We start from the raw sequence: 16,768 nt of genomic DNA, 5'->3' as shown, positions 1-16,768 counted from the left end.
CTCGTGTGCTTAGTTTAGTACAAATTGTTCGGCTTGCAGATGTTGGAGTATCACATCAAAAACATCGGTGGCTAATAGCTCTTTCTGTGGTATCAGCTCCTTGCTTTTGGTCAGCAACACCGGCCATTCGTCTTTGTCTTCCGGCACCCTTCCGTGCGATCCTTTTATCAATGTCGGGTCCAGTGGTATCACATCCATCACGGTTCTGAAGCCAAGTTTTTTCTTAAGCAGCTTCGCGCCCAGCAGTGCCTTCGGGAATTTTATAGCTGGGTTAACAAACATTTCTACCGGGTCGAAGCCGGGCTTTTTGTGGATGTCTACCATGCGGGCATAGTCGGGCGCTTTGGCATCATCGAGCCAGAAATAGTAGGTAAACCAGGCACCTTTTTCGGCAATGGCAACCAGGTCGCCGCAACGGTCGTGGGCCATGTTATACTTGTTTCGTTCATCGCCAGCCAGCACTTCCTGCACACCGGGCACCTGTGCTATCAGCTCTTTTACCTTGTCCAGTTCGGCTGGATCGTTCACGTAAATATGCGCCACCTGGTGGTCGGCAACAGCGAAGGCTTTGCTTATTCCGGCATCCAGCAGTTCAGTGCCCCGCTCATTACGCACAGCAATATAGCCCTTCTCACGCAGCACACGGTTCAGGTGTACTGGTTTGTCTGCAGCCGATATGCCGTACTCCGACAGGATGATCACCTGCGCGCCTTTGCCTTCATAGAACGTTACCAGGTCTTCCACCACGGCATCTATCTCACGCAGGTCTGTTGCAATTCGGGCATCATTCGGACCGAAACGCTGCAGGTTATAGTCCAGGTGGGGCAGGTATATGAGTGTGAGCGTCGGATTATACTTATTGTCTGTTATCTTGGAAGCATCCGCAATCCATTGGCTTGATTTAATGGACGTGGCCGGGCCCCAGTAGTTGAATAGCGGGAACGTGCCCAGTTTAGTCTGTAGTTCGTCGCGCAGTTCGGCGGGTTGGGTATAGCAGTCGGGTAGTTTGCGCCCGTCGGCCAGGTACTGCGGGCGGGGTGTAAGGGCGTAATCGGCACTGGAATACATATTATACCACCAGCACATGTTGGCTACCGTAAAGGTAGGGTCCATGGCTTTGGCTATTTCCCATACCTTGGGTGCCTGTATCAGCTTGTTCGACTGCCGCCAGAACTTTATCTCGCACTCATCTTTAAAGTACCATCCATTCCCAACTATACCGTGTTCTTCGGGCCATTTACCGGTAAGGTAAGTGGCTTGCGCCGAGCAGGTAACCGCAGGCATGGCAGGCTGTATAGTTGCCTGCTGCCCCTGTGCCGACCAGCGTTTTAAAAAGGGAGTATGTTCGCCGATAAGCGAGCCGGAAAGGCCCACAACGTTTATGACTACAGTTTTACGCATTTTCTTTTACAGCTGTATGTTGCATTACCCATTCCAGTTCGCGGGCAATAGAGGTTGTCAGGTCGGTTTTCAGGTCATCGGGCAGCACTTCCCAGGTATAGGTCTCCACTTCCAGGTGTTGGGTTAATTCTGGATGCTCCGAAACATAGGTCAGCACGGTTTCCACATCATCCTGGGTAGATTGCAACCCGTTATAGTTCTTTGTGAAAAGCGGCACATGGAAGTGCGTGCGCCATTCGGCAGCGGTTGGTTTCTGGATGTGCTGCAGGGCGTAAGGCAGGTCGCTGTAGTAGTTCAGTTTACCAAACACATCGCGCTCCACTACTTGGTGCAGGTACGTTGATTCGGCGAAAGGCTTCAGTTTTTCGGCAATAGCAGCACGTTCGGTTTGGCCGGCAGGTAATTCAGTTTTTAAAGCAGCACTCAGCTGTATTTTGCCTATCTGTATGCCGGCAGCCTGTAGTTTAGCGAAAGCTTCGTGGGGTTGCTCGTAAGCCAGTGCAAAGTGGCAAACATCATAACATAACCGGATGTGGTTCAGCAATGCGGTAACGGCATCATCCGGCGACATGCCTTTGGTGCAGGCTAGGCGCTTGCAGCCGATGTACAACAGCCATTTCTGGTAAAAATGAATCACTTCCTGCGTGTTTTCCAGCAATCCGTCCGGCTCGGGTTCAATATCTAAATGTATCGTCTTGCCTTTGCTTTCTTTCAGGTAAAGCAGTTCTTCCGTCACCTGCGCCAAATGCAGCGCCGATACTTCAAACACTTCCTTGAAACGTTCTTTATTAAAGCCAAGCCATGGTTTATAAGATAACGGCGACGTCGAGATTCCACCTTCCATGCCTTCGGGCAACAGTTCCGCCAGTATATAAGCTAATCGTATGGTGTAAGCCAGACGGTTTTGAGTAGTCCAGTCGGGTTTGTGCACGGCATCCTTTACTTCCTGATTATGGAATCCGCCATACGGAAAACCATTCATGGTAAATACATACAAACCTTCGGCATCCAGCCAGCTTTTAAATTCGGTCAGGTTATGCCCGATCAGCAGTTCCTGGCTGGCCAGGTTCGACAGGCGCAGGCCCACGCCAAAAGGCGCATCCGGGGAAAGTTGCTTTTTTAGCTCGGGCAGGTATTTTTTCAGGCTTGTCAACACATCTTCCCAGTTCTCGCCGGGGTGTATGTTGGTGCAGTAAGTAAGGTGGGTGCCGTTAGGTAATAGCATGGCATAAGGGTGTTAAAAGGGTACTACATGTTCGGGTTCGGGTTTGGCTGAAAGTTGATGATGGAACTGCTGCAGCTCTGTTACGGCAGCGTTAACGATGGATTCATTTATCTGGTGCACTTCTACGCCGTGGCCTATTTCATCCAGCAGCATAATGGTCAGTTGTCCGCCCAGGTGCTCCCTGAACTCAGTTAAGCCCTTGAGTATGCTCAACTGGCCGTTTTCTATAGTTGACAGATGTTCGGAGTACAGATCAAAGCCGAGTTTGCAGAGCAGATTCAGGATGTCGGTGCAGGCAGTTTCGGAGAGCATACCGGTTAATTTTGAGTAAACCACATCCAGGGCGATGCCGATGGCTACCGCTTCGCCGTGGCGCAAACTATAGTTGCTTAGTTGCTCCAGCTTGTGTGCTGCCCAGTGGCCGAAGTCCAGCGGGCGCGACGAACCAAACTCAAACGGATCGCCACCGCCAATGTGCTCCACGTGCATTTCGGCACAGCGGTGAATCAGGCGGTTCATGGCGCGCATGTCGCGTTGCTTTAGCAGGCTGGCATCGGCTTTTATGCTTTGGTAGAAGCTGGCATCTTTTATAAGGGCTACTTTAATGGCTTCGGAAATGCCACTGCGCCAGTCGCGCTCTTCTAAGGTAAGTAGAAAATTACTGTCGTTGATGACGGCTACAGGCGGCGCAAAGGTGCCCAGGAAGTTCTTTTTGCCAAAGGCGTTCATACTGTTCTTAACGCCCACACCCGAATCGTTCTGCGACAGAACAGTAGTGGGTATGCGGATATGACGTATGCCACGATGCGCAATCGCCGCTGCAAAACCGGTCAGGTCCAGCACCGCACCGCCGCCAATAGCAACCAGGTAAGAATGACGGCAAACACCAAACTGGTTTACAGCTTCCAGTAGTTGCTGCAGAATATCGGAGTTGTTTTTGCAGGCCTCGCCGCCCGGTATTATCACCGGATCTGCTGCCAAAGTAAGAGCATCAGCGTTAGCGAAACTATAGTTACGGATGGATTGCAGCAAAAACGGATGCGCTTCGGCTACGCTGCTATCTACCACAAAAAGCACTTTGGCAGGGGCGTGGCTGTTTTGCTGAATAACATCGCGCAGCATAGCGTTTTCCTGCTCAAAAAGGTCTTCGGTAAAGTATACGCCGTAGTTAAACTGAACAGCAAACGATTGTATTATTGGTCTCATAGGCCTTAAATGGCATTAAAACTATAGGTTAGGTTACAGCAAAACGCTTTGCCATAAACATGGATATAGGTAACAACAAAAGCACCGCCAGCCCATATTGCCAGCCGGCAAAACCAGCGGCAATGCTCGCGTTCATCACGATCAGGGCCAGTATACCGGCCTTAACGGCACGCATGATAAAGGGCGGCTCCGGCGATGGCATGGCTTTAAACAAGGGCGGAAAAACCAGGTACGCAAACAGCGCCAGGAACGGCAAACTATAAGCTAACGAAAACTGTGGCAACAAGGCTAAACTGGCAATACCGGCAAAAACCACCAAGTACAAAGCCACCGCACCTTTCAAGGCTTTCGTGCTACCTCCGTTCACTTCCCCGCGACTGATCATAGTAATAGCCGAGATGTAAATGATCGGGATAAAAGCAATGAACCATAGTTGTTCCAGGGCCGCTGGTATAGCACTTACGCCCAGCAGCAGATTCCCACCACGGCAGCTGCCCATGTTTATCGGTCCAATCACCGGGTGGTGTTTTCCTTTCCAGTCGTAGAGCAGGGCCAGGCATGCTACCACAAAAGCTATAGTTGCACTCACTACAGAAACCTGTAAAGCAGCTAAAATACCTATAGTCAGTAAAATAGCTCCGAGTACAGATGCTCCGGCTATTGTTGCTTTCCCGCTCGGGATGGGGCGTTCAGGTCGCTCAATCCGGTCTAAATCCGCATCAAATACATCGTTAAACACTACGCCGCCGCCATACAAACCTATCGTTGAAAGTACAAGCCAGGCCAGCGGCTGCAGGTAAGTAACATCAGTCGCCTGGTCGTAAAAAGCCAACAGGGCACCCGATGCTGCAAAACCCATCAGGATATCGGCAACGGCGGTTACAATGTTGGCTGGCCGCATCAGGCGTAAGTATGCTCCGAAGGTGGTCATTTAGCGGATAATGTTGGAATCGAAAATAGGATTGGTCTTCAGCTCACCTATAGTTGGTGTCTGGCCACCACGCAGAATAGAGTTGTTGAACAGCTTTTCGCTCTGATCTACAGTGGTGTTTTCCATCCAGTCGGTTTCTTTCATCTGACCGCTTTGTCCAAAAGCGTCTAAGGCATTCTGGTAGCACACCTTGTGGATATCGTCTATACTTATACCTTTTTCCAGCATCAAGGCAGCGGTTTTAGGCACGGCCAGCGGATCGCTGATGCCCCAGTCGGCAGCACTGTTTACAATAATGCGCTCAGAGCCATATTGCTTCACAATTTCCACCATGCGCTCGTTGCCCATTTTGGTGTTCGGGTAAATGGTAAAGGCCGCCCAGAAGCCACGGTCCAGCACATCGCGAACTGTTTCCTCGTTGTTGTGGTCTACTATTACCATGCCCGGATCCAGTTTGTGTTCCAGCGCCACTTCCATGCTGCGGATAGTTCCGGCTTTTTTATCGCGGTGCGGGGTGTGTATCTGTACAGGCAGGTTGTTCTCTTTGGCCAGGTCCAGTTGTAATCTATAGTATTTGTCTTCGGCAGCGGTCTGGTCGTCATACCCTATCTCGCCAACGCCCACCACGCCTTCTTTGCAGATGAACATAGGTAGCAGGTCCATTACTTCTTCGGCCAGCGCCTCGTTGTTCGCTTCTTTCGAGTTAAGGCCGATGGTGCAGTAATGCTTTATCCCGAACTGGCTCGCTCTGAAACGCTCCCAACCGATCAGGCTGCTATAGTAATCTTTAAAAGAGCCGAGTTCTGTGCGGGGCTGTCCCAGCCAGAAAGCAGGTTCAATAATGGCCACAATGCCGGCTTTCTGCATCGCTGCATAATCGTCGGTGGTGCGCGATGTCATGTGAATGTGCGGATCAATAAATTTCATGTTCAGCGTGTTCATTAGCGTAAATGGGTTAGGTTCAGGGTGATATTTTATTTCAGGCAACTATAGCTTTCCGGCCGATGTGGTTCCAGGTTAGCTGGCCTTCTTGTATCTTGTGTTTTAACAGCGGGTGTTGGTCCAGTAAAGCCTGTGCTTCAGGGTAATTGTTTTGGGCACAGGCCAGGGCAGCAGCTTCCTGTTCGGTCTCGTTTTCACTGGAGAATAGCTTATTGATGTCCAGAACTATAGTTTCGTTGATGTGCGGACCAACCGGGCGCCATAGTTCAGGTGTTACGGTACGGCCGGCTGCCCAGCGCTCGTGCGCGTAGTCCGAGAGCATGCGGGCCAGTTCGGGGTTGCTGCGTTCATCCAGGCCAAAAATCTTATGTAAAGATTTACCCGTGAAGATCGCTTTCAGCACCATCTGGTTCCAGGCGGCTTCTGTAAAGTTCTCAGCTGGGTAGGGGTTGTGCAGCGCAATAGCTTCGTACACGTTTCCCATGTTTGTCCGGATGCCTTCGGTGGCCTGGTGTACAAACTTTTCGGGGTGTGGCAGCAGGGCCAAAGCAGCGTAAAGCGCAACCAGTTCGCCCATATCGGCGGTGCCAAACAGTTTTAGAATGGTTTTGCTATAGGTATCAGCCTCTTCTGAAGGCAGGCTTAACAAAAGAATAGTTCGTGCCAGTTGGTCTGTAGTCCAGTTGCCCGGGTTAAAGCCTTTGCGCAGCTGGGTTGCTTCTTCGAGTTCTTCTGATGTGAGATTTAATGGAACTTTGCCCACATAACGCGGTGCTGCACTAAAAGGTACGTATAGTTCTTTACCGGTTTCGGAAGCCTGCACCAACTGCTTTTTTTCCTGAAGCCAGTTTAACGCTTCGGGCTTAGCATGGGTAGCCAGTGATTTTTCAAGGAAAGCGATGAGATTAGGTAGAAGTTTACTATCCACGGTTATGTATGGTTAGGTAAAGATCGGTTCGCCGGACGCCGACTTATGCGTTACAGCTACGTAAGCAATCAGCAAACACAAGTATAGTTTCCGGCTATATTAGGTTTTGACTAAGTACGGTTGCCAATCCAGAAGGTTAATACAAATTGCACCGGATACGGCTGCTGTTACCACCCGCGTTCAGGTTTTATACAAAAGAGGACTATATAAGGTGGCATACAACAGCATCGGGAATGATAAAGTATAAATGGCAGGCACAGCTATAAGCAGAAACAAAGATGATAAAACCAAGTAAGGCAGAGATTGCCGCCGCAGTGAACGGCTTTGTTCAGGACGTGATCGCGCCGGAACTGGATGTGCTTTTCTGTGGTATCAACCCTGGTTTGTACTCCGCTGCCACAGGCTTCCATTTTGCCAGACCCGGCAATCGTTTCTGGCCCACGCTGCACCGGTCCGGCTTCACGCCGCGTCTTTTTTTACCTTCCGAAGAACTTGAGCTCATCTCCCTTGGCTGTGGCATTACCAACATCGCCAGCCGCGCGACCAATACTGCCGCTGCGGTATCAACCGAAGAATTACAGCAGGGAGCGCAGCTTTTAACCCGGAAAGTACTGGTCTTCAGACCGCGAGTGCTGGCCATACTCGGCATTTCGGCTTACCGAACAGCTTTCGGTCAACCAAAGGCTGTTTTAGGCAGACAACCGGAGCAGATCGGCGAAACTATAGTTTGGGTGCTGCCCAACCCCAGTGGCCTGAATGCACATTTCCCACCAACTAAATTAGCAGCCGTTTTCCGTGAGTTTCGGGAGGAGTTGATTAAGAGTGGAGTAGTAGAAGGGTGATTTGGTTGTTGAGAGATCGTCCAACTTATATTCCTTTGTCATTTCGAGTGTAGCCAGAAATCTATTTTAGACTATAGTTTTCTACTTGTCATCCCGAGCTAAGTCGAGGGATCTTACACGCCTTATAGTTGATAGGCTTTCTTTCTATAGTTTACTTTGCTTACTGCTGGAAACAAGTCATTGTTCTATAGCTACTTTTATTCCTGGGAGCTCTAAGGGCCTACCGTTTTATAGTTTCTTTGGCTCCCTCCCGGGCCGGGAGGCCCCGTCTTCGGGTATCGCGCTGCTGCCTTCTTGCTATCCTCGCTGCGCTCGGATTGCCTGCGGCACCGCAACAAGTCAAAGGCGCTCAACCCAAAGACTGAAATCACATTCGATAGTAACTTATTTAACTATAGTTTGCTTAATGTCTCTTGGTTATAGCAGATCGTTTTTTTCGTGGTTGTAATTCCGTAGGGACAGGTCGCGACCTGTCCGCCCTTGGTCTGTAACTATAGCAATGTATGTTAAACTATAGCAATGTCAGAGTTCCCCTCCTTGGATAAGGAGGGGTAGGGGTGGTTTGACAAACAGAAACTATGAAACTATGGCTTCTAACTAAGCAACACTCTAATCCTCCAAATCCTTTAATCCAGTAAATCCTGGTTCAGACAAAAAAGCCCTGCTCTTTTCAGAACAGGGCTTTATAATAGCTTAAGCTATATTAGTAGCTATACAACTTCTCATAATACTCATGGGCCATGCGGTCGGAGCCGAAGAAAGGTAGCACGTCGTACATACCCTGCTTCATAATGTTGAGCCATCTCCCCTGGTCGTAATAATAGGTTGGGATGATCTCGTGCTCCAGCATGTTCATCATATTTTTGTGGTCTTCCTGGTCCTGATGGTAATTCGGAAGCGAAGTGTCCACTATCGGTAATATAAAGCTGTTTTCGCCGTGACGCGAGAACTCAGGTAGCCAGCCATCCTGTACCGAGAAGTTAACCGATCCGTTCATGGCAGCAGTCATGCCGCTGGTGCCGGAGGCTTCCCGCGGACGACGTGGGGTGTTCAGCCAAACATCAGAACCTTGTTTCAGCTTGCGCGACAGTTCCATCTCATAGCCAGTCAGCACGGCAACATTTGGCTGTTTGCGCGACAGTCCTACCAGTTTATTGAACGTACTGACAGCGCCTTCATCAAACGGGTAGGGCTTTCCAGCCCAGATGACCTGCACCGGGCGGTCGTGGTTATTTACAATGTCAAGGAAGCGCTCCAGGTCGTGTACCAGCAGGTCGGCCCGTTTATAAGCGGCAAAGCGGCGTGCCCAAACTATAGTTAATACTTCCGGATCAAACAATTTGCCTGTCTGGTCGGCTACAATGCGGAACAGCAGGTGCTTCATCTGTTTTTTTCGTTGTACCAGCTCCTGGTCGTTTCCGGATTTCAGGGCATTCCACAGGTAGTCGTCGGTCCAGTAAGGGGCGTGCTGGGCGTTTGTGATGGCTTTTATTTCGCAGATGCCTTCATTTTCGTGCCACATCTGGTTGGCTACCTCGCCGTGCAGCTGCGATACGCCGTTGGCAACTTTCGAGAGCCGGAGCGCTGCCAGCGTGTGGTTAAACATGTGGCCCTCCATGCGGGTAAGCTTGCGTACTTCTTCCAGCGGCGTGCCGTTAAAAAAGCTCATACGGTCCAGGAAATGGATATCGTGCTCTTCGTTGCCGGCTTTTTCCGGGGTGTGGGTGGTAAATACCATGTGCTGGCGTACCTGGTCCACGTTTCGGTATTTTTCGAGCAGCCAGAAAGCCAGCGGAAGGGCGTGGCCTTCGTTCAGGTGATAAATGTTGGCACCACCCAGGGCTTCCACTACTTTACCACCGCCAATGCCCAGTACAATACTTTGCGCAATGCGGGTGCTCTCTTCAGGGTCGTACAGGCGGTGTGTAATGGTGCGGGCCAGGTAGTCGTTCTCCGGGATGTCGGTGGTCAGGAAGTACATGGGCACTGTTCCGAAAATTTCCGGCTTCAGCACCATGGCTTTCACTTTTACAGGGTGGTTATTCACCGATACCGTAACCTTAATGCCTGTATCTTCCAGAAACGTGTAGAATTTCTTGATAAACTGCGAGCGCATGGTCTGGTCGTCGTTACGAACCTGATCGTAATAGCCGTATTTCCAAAGCATGCCGATCCCGATCATGTTCTGGCGCAGGTCATGGGCGCTGCGCATATGCGACCCGGCCAGAAAACCAAGACCACCGGAGTAGATCTTAAATGCCTGGTCGATGCCGTACTCCATGCTGAAGTAAGCTACACGGTTATTGTATTTTTCATCAATTTCGTAAGGATGATACCACCTGCTGTATTGTTCCATAACTTTCAAATTTTATTCTAAACTCCTGTTCAACGCCTATAGTTTCCGGTCCGGACAATAAACTCTGAATGTTTCTCTTAACTCTTAATATAATTATAACAAGACTTGCTCTTTCGTTGCAAGGTGCAAGAATACAATCAGTTAGTGCGCAAAGCAAGTTGTTCACAAAATACATGCCCAATCCTTTAAACATTGTTTCATAGCTATTTTACTGTATACTGAAGTAACCACCGGCAGCGTTATCAGGGAACCAAAGCCAGACGGGGCGGCTTTTTATGTCCGGATCATTACGTTTTACCCAGGTATGCACCCTTTACAGTTTATAGCATTTACACAAGGCAGGCGATGGCTGCAGCTCAGCTTTCTGATCCTGAGCCTTTCTATAGTTTCGGGCATTTTGCCTGCACAGGCCGGAACACGAAAACCAGACCAGGCGCGCCTCGAACAACTGGATGCCTATGCCTTTAAAGCCGATAACCGCCACACTTCCAGCATCCAAACATTAGCTGCCTATTTAAGCAAAGGCGCTACTACCGATTATGAAAAAGCCCGTGTACTGTTCGCCTGGATAGCCGCCAACATCCGCTACGACGACTATGGCTTTAACACCGGTAAATCGTTGGACAGCTCGCCGGCCTATGTGCTTAAAACCCGGAAAGCCATTTGCGACGGGTATGCGCGCTTGTTTCAGGCGCTGGGCCAGGAGATGGGGTTGAAAGTGGAGAAAGTGAGTGGCTACGCCAAAGGCTATGGTTATGCTCCTGGAAAGCGGTTCGCCCGCACGAACCATGCCTGGAACGCCGTGCGCATTGACGATAGCTGGATTTTAGCGGACCCCACCTGGGCAGCCGGAAGCGCTAAAACGGTAAACGGCAAACTTAAAACAGTATACAAATACGATCCCTACTGGTTTGATACGGACCCGCACGTTTTTCTCTTCAGCCATCTGCCTGTAAACCCCGATTTCCAGTTTATTGCAAAACCGGTTTCGCTGGGGCAATACGAGCAACTGCCAAGAGTAGAGGTTTCGCTTTTCAGGCTGGGCATCGGAGGGGCCGAAATACTGGAAAACATGCTGAAAGGTAAATTGAAAAACTTGCCAGCCACCTGGAAAACTGATTTCGAGATCAGAAATGCGGATATTCCACTGCAAGCCAGCTTGTTAGCGGGTAAAAGTCAGACGTTCTCGTTCAATATTACGGAGGATGTGGAGCTGATCGTGAAGAACGGCAAAGACTGGCATTACTTTACCACAAAAGGGACAACACATACGCTGCAGCTAAAACCAGTTGCCGGCGACCTGGCCATTATGGCACGCCCTAAAGGCTCCAAAGCAAATTATTCTTACTTCCTGGAGTACAAGGTGGGCAGGTAAGGTTCAGTAAAAGCTATAGTTATCGGGCAGGTTGTCAAACTATAGTTCAGCCTATAGCTGTTGGTTTATGCCGTTAATCCTGTTTAAGTGGCTTTATGGTTACTTTTTCCGGAGCGAGCTCGCCGGTTAAATACATGCGCAGTTTCTGGAACCAGCGCAGTGTGATCTGGAACAGCGGACTTTGGATGAAGGTGTATAGGAAGGTAACCACACCGATCGGGCCACCCAGTAAAAAGCCTATACCCAGTACAAAACATTCCACTACGATTCGGGCCTGGCTTACCGATAGCTTCGTGCGCTCTGAAAGGGACAGCATAAACCCATCGCGCGGACCGGCGCCAACGCCACCAGCCACATACAAACCACCCGCAATGCTGCTGATCAATATTGCCGTAAACAGTTGCGCATAATCCTGCCAGGCGTGGGTAGCTTCCGGCAAAAAATCGAGCCACAGGAAGAAGTCCATGAACGGACCGATGAGCAATGTGTTCAGGAAAGTACCTACGTTAATGTATTTGCGGTTTACGAACCAGGCCACCACAATTACGGCCAGGCCGACCAGCACACTCCAGGTACCAATGGTAAAACCAAACTTCTGGAAAAGCGCCACATTCAGTACTTCCCAGGGGTGCAGGCCCAGGTATTTAACTTTCACGGCCATCGCGTTAGCAAACCCAAACAACAGCAACCCGGCAAAAAAGAAACTATAACGGATGATCCAGTTTTTCATGGGGCAAAGATAAAAAGAAAGCGCCTGTGGTTGCAGGCGCTTTCATAACTAAATCTTTAAGGTTATGGTTTAAACCTTCACAGGAATGCGCTCCAGCGTTTCCAGTAAAAAGCCCCAGTATTTCTGTACCGAGCTGATCTGCACTTTTTCGTCAGGGGAGTGGGCACCACGTATGTTCGGGCCGAAAGAGATCATTTCCATGCCCGGGTAATTACCACCCACTATACCACACTCCAAACCGGCGTGGCAGGCGTTTACATGTGGCTCGCCATCAAACAGTTCGCGGTACAGGTCGCTCATCACCTGAACTATAGCTGCACCCGGAAGTGGCGTCCAACCCGGGTAGCTGCCTTTAAAGGTAACTTCAGCACCAGTCAGCTCAAATGTTGATTTGATGGCATTGGCAAGGTCCATTTTCTCGGTATCTACAGAGCTTCGGGTTAAGCACTGGATGCTGTATTCGCCGTTTTTCACCAGCACCCGGGCTACGTTGTTTGATGTCTGTACCAGGTTCTCGATGTCCGGGCTGAGGCGGTAAATACCGTTCGGACAGGCGTAAATGCTGCGCAGTAACTTATACTGGAAATCCTGTGCCAGCACCTGTGTTGGCACAGCCGTAGTCTCTATTGTTACTTCAAGGTTCGGGTCAGTGGTGTTGTATTCCTTTTTCAGGATGTCTTTCTGCGCAGCTACAAACTCTTCAAAAGCCTTTGCCTTGTCCAGCGCCACGGCAACTATAGCAAACGACTCGCGTGGAATAGCATTTCGCAAACTGCCGCCGTCAATCTCGGCAACCTGTACGCTAAACTGCTCAGCTGCTCCGAATAAAATACGGTTCATCAGTTTGTTGGCATTGCCACGGCCCAGATGGATATCCATACCCGAGTGGCCTCCGGTTAAACCTTTAATACTTAGCTTGTAGCCAGTTGCATTGCCAGCAGCGCTCTCAGAACTATAGGTTCCGGTTGCCGTTACATCCACGCCGCCTGCGCAGCCTATAGTTAGTTCGGTATCATCCTCGGTGTCCAGGTTCAGCATGATAGATGCTTCCAGCAAACCACCTTTCAGACCAAGGGCTCCGGTCATGCCAGTTTCTTCGTCAATGGTAAACAGGGCTTCCAGTGGCGGGTGCGGAATATTGTCGGATGCCAGCAGCGCCATGATCGTAGCCACGCCAATACCATTGTCAGCGCCCAGTGTGGTGCCTTTTGCTTTCACCCAGTCACCTTCCACATACATTTCAATGCCTTGTGTGTTGAAGTCGAAATTGGTGTCGGCGTTTTTCTGGTGCACCATGTCCAGGTGGCTTTGCAGCAGCACGGTCTGTCGGTTTTCCATGCCGGCTGTGGCTGGCTTTTTAATGATCACGTTGCCGATCTCATCAACTATAGTTTCCAGGCCAAGGCTGTTGCCGAAGTCTTTCATAAACTGTATCACGCGCTCTTCTTTTTTTGACGGACGCGGCACAGCATTCAGGTCGGTGAAGTAGTTCCAGAGCGCTTTTGGCTCGAGTTCTCTTATTTCTTCGTTCATAGTATGGTTTTGGCAGCTGCACAACTATAGTGCAGTGCGGGTTTGCATTAGTTTTCAGGCAAATATCCGAAATTTTGAATACAGAAACCGCTTTTAGTGAGGTTTTATAGTTGGCAAACTATGGCCACAGCATGATGTCGTTGTACTCGGGGTTGCGTTTTACAAAGGCTTCTACCGCAGGGCAGGAGGCAATAGCTTTGCAGTTGTTTTCGCGGGCATAATCCAGGCCGTGGCGTGCCAGCACATGCGCAATGCCTTGTCCACGGGCGCTTTCGGGCACAAAGGTATGGTCAAAGTCCATGGCATTTTCATCTGTGTAACTATAGGTTAGTTCCGCTTCTTCTTCGTCTATAACAATATAAAAGCGCATGTCGTCCTGGTCGTGCTTTACTTTATGTTCCATAGGTTAAGTTTGTTTGTGTTTGTAACTATACGGTGGGTTTTTAATTGTTGATGGTTGGATGGCTGATTGTTGGGTGGTTGGATGGTTAAATGGATCGTAACTACCGCGAGTTTGAGCGCAGCGGTAACTTGTGGTTAGGTGTGGTACCAGTTTGTAACTGGCTTTCTGCGACAGCAGAAAATGGCAATGTCTGATATATAGTTTGCGAGGAGTTTCAGCTGGTAAAACTGTAGTTCTATAGTTGTGGCTTCTGGTTTTGTTGCTTTTTCAAAGCAAATCAAGTTATAAACTTGCTGCCATGTGCAGCCACAAGATACTGCTGCGCTCAAACTTGCGACATACTAACTGTTTCCGACATACTATTTAAGTACCTTATAATCTCTTTCTTTAAACTGTTTTGTCTAAAGAAAACAGGTATCCTAACGATAGGGTTATCACGGACCACATTAAGTAAAACCTTATTGTTTATTTAAATGAAGGTTATTTGGTAACCCCAATTGCCCAAATCCATTCCGGTACGCGCTCTCAGGTAATTACTATTATTAAAATCAATTTTCCATCCTTCACTTTTGGCGTACTTTACCAGCAGCCTTCTATTTATATCTTTACTAAATGAGGTATCAATAGGGATTAACTTTTTTTCTAAAGCTTTCCTGATGCACAAGTAAAAAGTAAAAATCAATAAAGTGGGGAAGATAAAGTATACGATTGCTTTATCATTATTATTCTTTGCTTCAACAAAAGTTGCAGTTAGTGTAATCAAAAAGATAAAGGCAGCAGCTTTAAAGTAGAATAAGAAATTGTCTGCCAGTTCCAGCCATGGAGACTTAAACGACAATCTGTTTTTTGAAAGAGTCTTTTCTAAGTCTATGTTATCTAAATGTGCCATCGTATAGCTTCTTTTAAATAATTACCTAAACCTAACTACCACTTTTACCTGCTGCGCTACACGATTTCCATTCTGCATAGCTGGTTCCCAGGCAGGGCCATCTTTAATTAGCCGTATTGCTTCTGCATCTGCTTCCGGGTTCAGGCTGCGTAATACGCGTACATGCTCTAACTGCCCTTTTTCAGAAACTGTAAAACCAACTATAACTCTGCCTTTAACCTTTTCTGTTAACGGACGCTGTTCGTTTTTCAGGTATAGTTTGTAGGCGCGTTGGCCTATAGTTGGATTTGGTTTTTCGATGACGGGCACGTCGGCACTTTCCTCGGCGGCGCGTTTGCTGTAACCGGTTACCACCACTTCTGATAATGCCTGGTTGTCGGGTTGCAGATTTATGGCCAGTAACTGCGTGGCGCTGTCTATTTTTTGCTCTTTTGTCTCGAAGCCGATGTAGCGGAAGGTTAGTGTATTTTTGCTTTCCGGGAGCGGAATAGTAAAGTTACCGTCTTTGTCTGTCGATACACCCAGCATCGTACCTTTTACCTGCACGGTTACGCCAGGCAGCGGGATTCCATTGTCATCCGTAACTTTGCCTTTAGCAACATTCCCATTCAAAGCATTACGCTGAATTGAAACACCTGCTGCCTGGCCCTGTAAAGCTCTTTCCAGGTTCATTTGTGGGGTAGTGGCTGCCCTGGTTTTAGGTTTGGCTGTAGCTATAGTTGCGACGCTGTCCTGTTTCAGATCGAATGTAATTTCTTCCAGCGCTATTCCTTCTGCTACTTCAGTTTCAGTAACAGCCGCTATAGTTTCTTCCGGAAACACTTCTTCATCCGCCATAAAATCGTCCTGCTGATCGGCAACAACTATAGGCTCAGAAAATTTTGGTCGCTGCTTAACTATAGGTTGGTCTGCTTTAGGCTCTTCTGCTGCTTCTTCATCCAGTTTGGCAATGGGTGGCGCGTAGTTTATAGTTGGCTCAGGCTGTTGATTTATAGTTTCAGTCTGCTCTGCAGCTATAGTTTCGGGGGCAGTTTGTAAGTTAGTATACTGGTAATAAAACACCATTAAAGCAGAGCAAAACAGCACTAATACAGCAGCCACAGCGCGCCAATCCGAGTACCAGGCGGCAGCTCGGCGTTTCTCTTCTTTGACTGCCATGCGCTGTTTAATGTCGGTAATGGCAGCTTTGGTTTGAGTTGCGTTTGATAACGTCATGCCTTCCACAATATCCGCGCATAGCTCGCAGTCCAGCAGGTGGCGCTCCAACTGGTGGCTCAGGGCAGGCGACAGCAAGCCTTCCTGGTACTGCCGCAACAGTTCCATGGTCGGGTGTCCGTCTGCACCGAAAAGTATGTGGCGGTTAGCGTGGTTCATGGTGTTTCTCCAGGTATAGTTTCAGGTTGCGTTTCCCGTTCTGGATATAGCTTTTTACTTTGTTCAGGTCGTAATTCGTTTGTTCGGCAATCTCTTTATAACTCCTTTGCTGCAAATAAAACAGCTCTACACAGGTGCGTTGTTCGGGTGGCAATGTTTCCAGGCCCTGCCGTAGTTGCTGTTCACTTTGTTCCTGCAGTTCGGCATCACTAAGATGAAAAAGATCTGCATTTTCCATAAACGGCGGCGAAGCATCTTCTAACCTTACCTGTTCCTTTCCTTTTTTGGCCCGAAGCTGCATCAGGCAATGGTTTTTGGTAATTACGTGCAGCCAGCTTTTAAAATTCGTGATCTCGTGTTTCAGCAGCAGTTCGGTCAGGCTCTCAAAAACCTGCATGGTGGCGTCTTTGCTTTCTTCTTCGTCGCGCAGGTACTTTAGGCAAACCAGGTACACCATTTCGGTATGTCGCTCAAAAAGCTCGCCAAGGCAGTCCATATCGCCTGTAGCGCGGTACTGTTGCACCAGCTGCAGGTCGTCGGGTGGGTCGGCCTTTTTAAAGAATTTAAGAAACATGGGTTACCGGACAAATGAGATTTTGACAAAAGCCGTAGCCTTATACTATAGCAGCACTT

Annotated in this window: 15 protein-coding genes; 2 read left to right on the top strand and 13 right to left on the bottom strand. The window is 49.0% G+C overall.

Annotation, left to right across the window (positions count from 1 at the left end; genetic code table 11):
* Nucleotides 1–9: 9 nt before the first annotated feature.
* From H7F15_RS06565 to H7F15_RS06540, 6 genes are read right to left on the bottom strand one after another with little or no spacing between them, the layout of a single operon-like run.
* Nucleotides 10–1,401 (bottom strand): alkaline phosphatase family protein, encoded by a 1,392-nt coding sequence (locus tag H7F15_RS06565; protein WP_185196161.1) that lies wholly within the window; start codon nt 1,399–1,401, stop codon nt 10–12.
* On the bottom strand, nt 1,394–2,626 hold the full coding sequence (gene eboE, locus H7F15_RS06560; protein WP_185196160.1) for a metabolite traffic protein EboE: 1,233 nt from the start codon (nt 2,624–2,626) through the stop codon (nt 1,394–1,396). Before eboE ends, H7F15_RS06565 begins: the two co-directional genes overlap by 8 nt.
* A 12-nt stretch (nt 2,627–2,638) precedes the next feature.
* Nucleotides 2,639–3,832, bottom strand: coding sequence for a 3-dehydroquinate synthase (locus H7F15_RS06555; RefSeq protein WP_185196159.1), 1,194 nt, complete (start codon nt 3,830–3,832; stop codon nt 2,639–2,641).
* A 28-nt stretch (nt 3,833–3,860) separates the two neighbouring features.
* Nucleotides 3,861–4,763 (bottom strand): UbiA-like protein EboC, encoded by a 903-nt coding sequence (eboC, locus tag H7F15_RS06550; protein WP_185196158.1) that lies wholly within the window; start codon nt 4,761–4,763, stop codon nt 3,861–3,863.
* On the bottom strand, nt 4,764–5,705 hold the full coding sequence (locus H7F15_RS06545) for a TatD family hydrolase (protein ID WP_255481121.1): 942 nt from the start codon (nt 5,703–5,705) through the stop codon (nt 4,764–4,766). It lies immediately after the preceding gene.
* A gap of 37 nt (nt 5,706–5,742) precedes the next feature.
* Nucleotides 5,743–6,633, bottom strand: coding sequence for an EboA domain-containing protein (locus tag H7F15_RS06540; RefSeq protein ID WP_185196157.1), 891 nt, complete (start codon nt 6,631–6,633; stop codon nt 5,743–5,745).
* A 278-nt stretch (nt 6,634–6,911) separates the two neighbouring features.
* Between H7F15_RS06540 and mug the strand changes: the two genes are divergently transcribed.
* Nucleotides 6,912–7,475, top strand: coding sequence for a G/U mismatch-specific DNA glycosylase (gene mug, locus H7F15_RS06535; RefSeq protein ID WP_185196156.1), 564 nt, complete (start codon nt 6,912–6,914; stop codon nt 7,473–7,475).
* 703 nt (nt 7,476–8,178) lie between these two features.
* Here the strand turns inward: mug and glgP are convergent.
* Nucleotides 8,179–9,831, bottom strand: coding sequence for an alpha-glucan family phosphorylase (gene glgP / locus H7F15_RS06530; protein WP_185196155.1), 1,653 nt, complete (start codon nt 9,829–9,831; stop codon nt 8,179–8,181).
* A gap of 304 nt (nt 9,832–10,135) precedes the next feature.
* Between glgP and H7F15_RS06525 the strand changes: the two genes are divergently transcribed.
* On the top strand, nt 10,136–11,206 hold the full coding sequence (locus tag H7F15_RS06525) for a transglutaminase domain-containing protein (RefSeq protein WP_185196154.1): 1,071 nt from the start codon (nt 10,136–10,138) through the stop codon (nt 11,204–11,206).
* Between the two features lie 73 nt (nt 11,207–11,279).
* On the opposite strand, the gene H7F15_RS06520 is transcribed toward H7F15_RS06525, so the two are convergent.
* The 6 genes from H7F15_RS06520 to H7F15_RS06495 all read right to left on the bottom strand — a co-directional run bounded on the left by H7F15_RS06520 (nt 11,280) and on the right by H7F15_RS06495 (nt 16,709).
* The gene (locus H7F15_RS06520) at nt 11,280–11,936 is read right to left on the bottom strand and encodes a YitT family protein (protein ID WP_185196153.1); all 657 of its coding nucleotides are present in this window, start codon (nt 11,934–11,936) and stop codon (nt 11,280–11,282) included.
* A 69-nt stretch (nt 11,937–12,005) separates the two neighbouring features.
* Nucleotides 12,006–13,469 carry an aminoacyl-histidine dipeptidase gene (locus H7F15_RS06515; RefSeq protein WP_185196152.1) on the bottom strand — a complete coding sequence of 488 codons (1,464 nt, stop codon included), beginning with the start codon at nt 13,467–13,469 and terminating at the stop codon, nt 12,006–12,008.
* A 118-nt stretch (nt 13,470–13,587) separates the two neighbouring features.
* A complete protein-coding gene (locus H7F15_RS06510; RefSeq protein ID WP_185196151.1) occupies nt 13,588–13,872 on the bottom strand; it encodes a GNAT family N-acetyltransferase in 285 nt (94 codons plus the stop codon).
* Between the two features lie 469 nt (nt 13,873–14,341).
* Nucleotides 14,342–14,761: a hypothetical protein gene (locus H7F15_RS06505; RefSeq protein WP_185196150.1), complete on the bottom strand. Its 420-nt coding sequence runs from the start codon at nt 14,759–14,761 to the stop codon at nt 14,342–14,344.
* A 21-nt stretch (nt 14,762–14,782) separates the two neighbouring features.
* Nucleotides 14,783–16,135 (bottom strand): TonB family protein, encoded by a 1,353-nt coding sequence (locus tag H7F15_RS06500; RefSeq protein ID WP_185196149.1) that lies wholly within the window; start codon nt 16,133–16,135, stop codon nt 14,783–14,785.
* Complete coding sequence (locus H7F15_RS06495; RefSeq protein WP_185196148.1) at nt 16,122–16,709, bottom strand: RNA polymerase sigma factor; 588 nt, start codon at nt 16,707–16,709, stop codon at nt 16,122–16,124. Before H7F15_RS06495 ends, H7F15_RS06500 begins: the two co-directional genes overlap by 14 nt.
* Between the last annotated feature and the right edge of the window lie 59 nt (nt 16,710–16,768).

The organism is Pontibacter sp. Tf4 (genome assembly GCF_014212495.1).
Classification (GTDB): Bacteria; Bacteroidota; Bacteroidia; order Cytophagales; family Hymenobacteraceae; genus Pontibacter.
This window is presented reverse-complemented; position numbering and strand designations above follow the sequence as displayed.